6 protein-coding genes are annotated in these 7325 nt (G+C 70.9%); 4 read left to right on the top strand and 2 right to left on the bottom strand.

Annotated elements, in window-relative coordinates:
- The first annotated feature begins 64 nt into the window (after positions 1 to 64).
- Positions 65 to 982: an alpha/beta hydrolase gene (locus ABZV40_RS40120; protein WP_355454368.1), complete on the top strand. Its 918-nt coding sequence runs from the start codon at positions 65 to 67 to the stop codon at positions 980 to 982.
- Here the strand turns inward: ABZV40_RS40120 and ABZV40_RS40125 are convergent.
- Both ABZV40_RS40125 and ABZV40_RS40130 read right to left on the bottom strand, forming a co-directional pair.
- Complete coding sequence (locus ABZV40_RS40125; protein ID WP_355454370.1) at positions 972 to 2444, bottom strand: amidase family protein; 1473 nt, start codon at positions 2442 to 2444, stop codon at positions 972 to 974. The genes ABZV40_RS40120 and ABZV40_RS40125 overlap by 11 nt on opposite strands.
- A gap of 4 nt (positions 2445 to 2448) precedes the next feature.
- Complete coding sequence (locus ABZV40_RS40130) at positions 2449 to 3387, bottom strand: patatin-like phospholipase family protein (RefSeq protein ID WP_355454372.1); 939 nt, start codon at positions 3385 to 3387, stop codon at positions 2449 to 2451.
- 235 nt (positions 3388 to 3622) lie between these two features.
- On the opposite strand from ABZV40_RS40130, the gene ABZV40_RS40135 reads away from it, so the two are divergent.
- The 3 genes from ABZV40_RS40135 to ABZV40_RS40145 all read left to right on the top strand — a co-directional run bounded on the left by ABZV40_RS40135 (position 3623) and on the right by ABZV40_RS40145 (position 7154).
- Positions 3623 to 5233, top strand: a complete 1611-nt coding sequence (locus tag ABZV40_RS40135) for an ABC-F family ATP-binding cassette domain-containing protein (RefSeq protein ID WP_355454374.1) — start codon at positions 3623 to 3625, stop codon at positions 5231 to 5233.
- Between the two features lie 45 nt (positions 5234 to 5278).
- Complete coding sequence (locus tag ABZV40_RS40140; RefSeq protein WP_355454376.1) at positions 5279 to 5704, top strand: sterol carrier protein domain-containing protein; 426 nt, start codon at positions 5279 to 5281, stop codon at positions 5702 to 5704.
- Positions 5705 to 5837: 133 nt separating this feature from the next.
- Positions 5838 to 7154 (top strand): cytochrome P450, encoded by a 1317-nt coding sequence (locus ABZV40_RS40145; RefSeq protein WP_355454378.1) that lies wholly within the window; start codon positions 5838 to 5840, stop codon positions 7152 to 7154.
- The last annotated feature ends 171 nt before the right edge of the window (positions 7155 to 7325 follow it).

The raw sequence follows: 7325 nt of genomic DNA on the forward strand, positions 1-7325 counted from the left end.
GCACATCTTGCCAGGGCGGCAAGTTTTCGTGCCAGATCGCGGTGGCACGGCTGACGCTGGGCGAATGAAACGCCTGCTGCTCGCACTGCTGCTGCTGATCACCGCCTGCTCGCCGCTGAAGGACCTCGACGGTTTCCGGCACGGGTTCGCCGACGTCGACGGCGTTCGGATGCACTACGTGACCGGCGGCAGCGGCACCCCGGTCGTGCTGGTCCACGGCTGGCCGCAGACCTGGTACGGCTGGTGGCCGATCATGCCCGCGCTCGCCGGACGCCACACCGTCTACGCGATCGACCTGCCCGGTCTCGGCGACAGCACCGGCGCGGCGACGAGCTACGACAAGGCCACCCTGGCGCGGTACGTCCACGCGCTGGCCACGAAGCTCGGCCTGCAGCGCCCCGCGATCGTCGGCCACGACCTCGGCGCGGCGGTCGCGTTCCAGTACGCGAGCCAGTTCCCCCGGGACACCGCTCGCCTCGGCTACCTCGACCTGCCGCTGCCCGGCCCGCGGGTCAGCGTCACCGCGTACCGGAACCTGAGCTGGCACATCGCCTTCCACTCGCAGCCGGACGTGCCGGAAGCCGTGGTGGGCAACGACGTCCGCGAGTACCTCGAGCTCTTCTACCCGCAGGTTTCCTTCAACGGCAGGGCGTTCGGCGGCACCGCCACGCAGTCGCCGTTCACCGACGCCGAGATCGACGAGTACGCGCGCACCTACCGCAGGCCGGAAGCGCTGAAAGGCGGCTTCGACCTGTACCGCGCGCTCGATCAGGACGTCCGGGACAACGAAGCCGCGACACCGGTCGAGGCACCGGCCTTGATCATGGCCGCCCAGGGCCAGGCCGAGGCGGTCAGGGACACCGCAGCCCCGCGGCTGACGAACATCGTGCGCGCGGTGGACGTTCCGCACGCAGGACATTGGCTCGTCGAGGAAAACCCTCAGTTCGTCGCCGCGGAGCTGCTGCGCTTCCTCAGCGGATGACGGCCATCCGGTCCGCCCACGGCAACGCCTCTTCGAGCTGGCACGCGAGCTTGATCAGCAACGACTCCCCCGCCAGCGGCGCGACGAACTGGACACCCAGCGGCAGCCCGTCCGCCGTCCAGTGCAACGGCAACGAGATCGCGGGACGACCGGTGATGTTCGCGAGCTGCGTGTACGGCACCCAGCCGAGGTTGTCGGAGATCATGTCGTCGAGGATCGACGTGTAGCGCAGCAACCGCGCCGTGCGGGTCTTCAGCAGCACGTCGGTCGCGCGTTGCAACGACAGCGGCAGGTCGAACGCCCCGACCACGGGCGGCGGAGTCGCCAGGGTCGGCGTCAGCAGCAGGTCGTAGGACTCGAAGAACGTGCTGAGCCGGCGGGTGTGCTCGTGCCGCCGCTGCACGGCGTCCACGTAGTCGACGGAGCTCGTGGCGCGGCCCAGCGCGGCCATGAGCAACGTGTCGCGCTCGAACGCGGCGTCCGGTGCCCCGGACACCCGCTTGGCGTCCGCGACCTTCCACGCGAGGTTCACGAACCAGGTCAGCAGGAAGTCGCGGGCCAGGGCGGCGTCGTCGAACGGTGCCTCGGGCAGCTCCTCGACGTGGTGGCCCAGATCGGTCAGCACCCGCACGGCGTTCTCGACGGCCGCGTACGCCTCGGCGTGCGGCTGGGCGTTGATCGCGGACGGCACCCGCACGCCGATCCGCAGCTTCCCGGGGTTCTCGCCCACGCACGACGTGAACGACGACGACGGCAGCGCGGGCGAGTACGGGCCGGAGAACTCGCCACCGCAGATGACGTCGAGCATCGCCGCGGTGTCCCGCACGGTTCGTGACACGACACCCTGCACCGCGGCGCCGTGCATCATCTCGGCGGTCTCCGGGCCGAACGGCGTGAGCCCGCGGCCCGGCTTCAGCCCGACGAGACCGCAGCACGCCGCCGGGATCCGCGTCGAGCCACCGCCGTCGTTCGCACCGGCGCACGGCACGATCCCCGCGGCGACCGCGGCCGCCGACCCGCCCGACGAGCCACCGGGCGTGCGTGACAGGTCCCAAGGGTTGCGCGCGGGTCCCCAGGCGAGCGACTCGCTGATGGCCTTCGCGCCGAACTCCGGCAGGTTGGTCTTACCGAAGATCACCAGGCCCGCGTCGAGCCACCGCCGCACCACGGTCGAGTGCTCGGCGACCGGGTGCGCCTTGAGCGACCGCGAGCCGTTCGACGTGGGCAGGCCCGCGTAGTCCTGACCGAGGTCCTTGATCAGGAACGGCACCCCGGCGAACGGTCCGGTCGCGTCCTCCGACGGCTCGACGGGAATGTCGCGGACGATCGCGTTGATCCTCGGGTTCACCTCCGCCGCCCGCCGCCGTGCCACGGCCAGCAGTTCGGCCGCGGACACCTGCTTCGCGGCCACCAGCTGCGCCAGGCCCGTGGCGTCGTGTTTGCGGTACTCGTCGAAGTCCATCCGGTCAAGGTAAACGCTCGACCGCCCCGCAGACCGCCCCCAGTTCGTCCGTCGCGACCCGGATGCCGATGTCGACGACGGCCTTCAGCACCTCCGGACGGCGTTCGGTGCGCCCGACCCGGAGGCTGCCCAGCGGGGGCCGGATCTGCAGGCACGCCGGATGCGTCGCGAGCAGCTCCTCCTCCTCGACGCGGAGTTCCTTGCGGCGCAACCAGGTCGGCACGACTCCCGGCGCGTGCCGGGCGAACCAGCGCGACAGCACGACCCGTTCGCCGCGCGTCGGCGCCACGGGCTGCTCGTCCGCTGTCGTGGTGCGCAACGCGACGATGTGCGTGGCCCGCTGGGCGAGTGCCGACCGCACGCCGACCATCTCGCTCAGCCCGGCGTCGACGTACGGGCGGCCGTCGATCACCACCGGTTGGCCGGCGAGCAGCGGCATCGCGGTGGACGCCCGCAGCGCGGTCTGCAGGCTCGGCACGTCGTGGATCTTGCCGTGCAGGTCGGCCGAGTCGCCGGTGAGGGCGTCGGTGGCGATCGGGTGGAACTCGACGGGGTTGTCGAGGACGTCCTGGAACCCCATCGGCATGACCTGTGTGTAGATCGTGTGGACGAGGTGCTTGGTGTCCACGACCGGTTGCCGGCTGAACGCGCGCATCGGGTTGATGGTCGTGCGCATGACTCTCGGGTCCCACCACGCGTGCTTCGTCTTGTCGGCACGTCCGCACAACAGCCAGGCGCCGTTGAGCGACCCCGCCGAGCTGCCGTAGACCGCGTCGAACAGCGGCAGCAGACCGAGCCGTTCGAGGGCGACGGTCATGCCGCTGGAGTAGGCGCCGCGCGAGCTTCCGCCTTCGATCAGCAGCGCCAGGCGCGCGCCGTCGGCCCGCTGTCCCGGTGTGCTCCCCTGCCTCCTGCGCTCACGCAGCAACTCCAGAACGGTCACTCCGCACCCTTTCCCTCCGCACCTCGGTCGAATTCTCCCCGAGGAACGAGCGCGAGGCTGCTACCGTGGAGATCAACGTCTCGAAGAGGAGCTCGACGTGCTGCTGGTGGGTGAAGACGACATCTCAGGGTGAGCCCGAGATGTGACAGGCCATCGATCGTGATGGCCGTTTCGTCGTCCCCTTTTCCTCTCGCGCGATCTCGGTTCGCGCGCAGCACGTCTTGAGGTCTCATCCATGTCCGACGCATGCATCGTCGTGTCCGCCCTGTCCTTCGCCTGGCCGGACGACACCCCGGTGTTCGACGGCCTCTCCGTCACGGTGCCCGGCGGCCGCACCGGTCTCGTCGCCCCGAACGGTGCCGGGAAGTCCACCCTGCTCAAGCTCATCGCCGGAGCATTGAGCCCCGCCGAGGGCAGCGTGTCCGTCGACGGCGTGCTCGGCCACCTGCCGCAGGACCTGCCGTTGACCGCCGGGCTGACCGTGGCCGAGGTGCTCGGGATCGCCGACGTCCTGCACGCCATCGCGGCCGTCGAGTCCGGCGACGTCGGCGAGGAGCACTTCACGGTCATCGGCAACGACTGGGACCTGGAGGAACGCACCCGCGCCCAGCTCGACCGGCTCGGCCTGGGCGATCTCGCGCTGGACCGGCGGCTCGACACGCTGAGCGGCGGCCAGGTCGTCTCGCTCGGTCTCGCGGCGCAGTTGCTGCGGCAGCCGGACGTGCTGCTGCTCGACGAACCGACCAACAACCTCGACCTGGAGGCGAGGCATCGGCTGTACGCGGTGCTGGACGACTGGCGCGGCTGCCTGCTGGTGGTGAGCCACGACCGCGCGTTGCTCGACCGGATGGACCGCATCGCCGAGCTCGACGGCGGCGAGATCCGGTTCCACGGCGGGAACTTCAGCGCCTACGAGGACGCGGTCGCGGCCGAGCGCGAGGTCGCGGAGAAGAACATCCGCAGCGCCGAGCAGGAGGTCAAACGCGAGAAGCGGGAGATGCAGCAGGCCCGCGAACGGGCGGCCCGCCGGGCGAGCAACGCCCAGCGCACCCTCTCGAACGCCGGTCTGCCGCGGATCTTCGCGGGCAACATGAAGCGCAACGCCGAGGTGTCCGCCGCCAAGGCCGACGGCACGCACGCGGCTCGGCTGAGTGCCGCGAAAACCCGGTTGGACCAGGCCGAACGGGCGTTGAAGGACGAGCAGCGGATCAGCCTGGAACTGCCGCGGACCGCCGTGCCCGCGGGCCGCACGTTGTTCCTCGGCACGGGCATCCGGGTCCGCGACCTGTTCGACGGCGTGGACTTCGCCGTCCGCGGTCCCGAACGCATCGCGCTGGCCGCCCCGAACGGCGCGGGGAAGTCCACGTTGCTGCGGGTGGTCCACGGCTCGCTGACGCCGGACAGCGGTGAGGTGAAACGGGCCGACGGCCGCGTCGCGTACCTGTCGCAACGGCTCGACCTGCTCGACGACGCCCGCACGGTGGCCGGGAACCTGGCCGCGGCCGCCCCGGCCATGCCACCGGCGGAGCGGATGAACCTGTTGGCGCGCTTCCTCTTCCGCGGCGCGCGGGCTCATCTGCCGGTGGGTGTGCTGTCCGGCGGCGAACGCCTGCGGGCGACGCTGGCATGCGTCCTGTTCGCCGAGCCCGCGCCGCAACTGCTGCTGCTCGACGAACCCACGAACAACCTCGACCTGGTCAGCGCCGGGCAGCTGGAGAGCGCGCTGAACTCCTACCAGGGCGCGTTCGTCGTCGTGAGCCACGACGAACGGTTCCTGAACGAGGTGCGGATCGACCGGTGGCTGCGCCTGGAGGACGGCAAGCTGCTGGAGGGCGCTGCCCCCTGATCAGCGCGGAGCGGTCGCCGTCGCGAGCACGACCTGGTCACCGAGGTGACGTTCCGGCACTTCCCCACCGGGCATCCGCTGCGCCGGCAGCTCGCGGACCTCAACGCCGGCAAGCTGAGCAGCGAGATCGACTGGCTGTGGGTGCGGCTGCTGGACGTGCCGAGAGCGCTCACCGCGCGGCGCTACCTCAGCGACGGCGAGCTGGTGCTCGACGTCTGCGACCCGTTCCTCGGCGAGCACGGCCGGCACCTGCTGTCCGTCCGGGACGGCGAGGCGTCGTGCGTTGCGACGGACCGGGAGCCGGACCTGTCGTTCGACGTGCGCGACCTGGGTTCGGTCTACCTCGGCGGCACCACGCCGAGCACGCTGATCAGGGCAGGACACGTCCGGGCGCACAACGCCCGGGCGGCCGCGACGGCCGATCTCCTGTTCCGCGCGGCACGTCCTCCGCACTGCCTGCACTGGTTCTGATCGACCTCTGGACCAAAGTATGACGGCGCGTTAGGCCTGGGTATGACGACGCGCGAGCGGCGTCGTCGTTATTGTCCGGTCCTGTGGTCATCAGCGATCACCTCACCCTTTCCGCCGAAGGGACAGCCGCGTCATGAGGGACGTTCTGCAGTCAGCGACCGACGTCCGGTCCAAGGTGACCGGGTGGATGGGGCGGAGGTTCCTCGCGCACCTCAGCAAGACCGGGTTCGACCTGGAGTCGTCCTGGTTCGTGCCGTCGCGCGTGCTGGCACCGCTGCGGCGCAACGGGTTGGACCCGGTGCCGGAGCTCGCGCGGATGCAGGCCCACGGGCCGGTCACGCGGTTGCCGCTGCCGGTGACGGTGTGGCTCGTGACCGGCTACGAGGCGTCGAAGAGCGTGCTCGTGGACAGCGAGTCGTTCAGCAACGACTTCGGCCACCTCAAGGAGCTGGGCCTGTTCGCCGACGAGGCACCGGGCGGCCTGGGGTTCAGCGACCCGCCGGAGCACACGCGGCTGCGCAAGGTGCTCACGCCCGAGTTCACCATGCGGCGGCTGTCGCGGCTGGTGCCGAGGATCGAGGCGATCGTGGCCGACCAGCTCGACCTGATGTCCATGAAGGACGCTCCGGTCGACCTGGTCGAGGACTTCGCCATGCGGGTGCCGGCGCTCACGATCTGCGAGCTGCTGGGGGTGCCCGCGAGCGAGCGCGAGGAGTTCCAGCGCCGCAGCGTCGCCCGGTTCGACCTCGGTGGTGCCGCCACGGCGTCGTTGTCCGCGGTGTCGGAGTCCGTCGCGTACTTCCGCGAGCTGGTGCGCACCCTGCGCACCGCCCCGAACGACGGGCTGCTCGGCGAGCTCATCCGCAAGCACGGTGACGAGCTCGACGACGACGAACTGGCCGGCCTGGCCGACGGGCTGCTCACCGGCGGGTTCGAGACGACGGCGAGCATGATCTCGCTGGGCACGCTCGCGATGCTGCGCTCCCCCGACCTGTTCGCCCGCGTGCGCGACGACGACGAGGCCATCGGCGGGGTGGTCGACGAACTGCTGCGCCACCAGTCCGTCGTGCAGGTGGCGTTCCTCCGCGTCGCGCGCAAGGACGTGGTGGTCGCCGGGACGAAGGTGCGCGCGGGCGACATCGTGGCGTGCTCGCTGTCGCAGGCCAACCGCGACCCGAGCGTGTACTCCTCGCCGGACGAGATCCGCCCGGAGCGGGCGGCGGGGCAGCACCTGGCGTTCGGTCACGGCGCGCACCGCTGCATCGGTGCCGAGCTGGCCAAGACGGAGCTGCGGATCGCCTACCCGGCGCTGGTCCGGCGGTTCCCCCAGATGCGTCTCGCGGTCGACCCGGGCGCGCTGTCGTTCCGCAAGCTCTCCATCGTCTACGGGCTGCACTCGCTGCCGATCCACCTGGGCAGCCACACCAGCCCGATCCAGCCGGATCTGTGACGAAGGGCCGATGGCTCCTCCGGCGGCGCCACGCTGCAGGTCCGCTACATGGATCCCGGCGGGGCGAGATCGCGGTGCCGGTCGGCTGATGCCGAAACGACGGAGAGGCCACCCCGCTGCTGCGGGGTGGGCTCTGCGGGGTTTCTAGGGCCGTTTGCTATTGCGGAGCTG

Source organism: Lentzea sp. NPDC004782, assembly GCF_040609115.1.
GTDB lineage: Bacteria > Actinomycetota > Actinomycetes > Mycobacteriales > Pseudonocardiaceae > Lentzea.

Coding starts and splice junctions, on each gene's coding strand:
- ABZV40_RS40120 (WP_355454368.1), top strand. CDS start 65: ATGAAACGCCTGCTGCTCGCACTGCTGCTGCTGATCACCGCCTGCTCG.
- ABZV40_RS40125 (WP_355454370.1), bottom strand. CDS start 2,444: ATGGACTTCGACGAGTACCGCAAACACGACGCCACGGGCCTGGCGCAG.
- ABZV40_RS40135 (WP_355454374.1), top strand. CDS start 3,623: ATGTCCGACGCATGCATCGTCGTGTCCGCCCTGTCCTTCGCCTGGCCG.
- ABZV40_RS40145 (WP_355454378.1), top strand. CDS start 5,838: ATGAGGGACGTTCTGCAGTCAGCGACCGACGTCCGGTCCAAGGTGACC.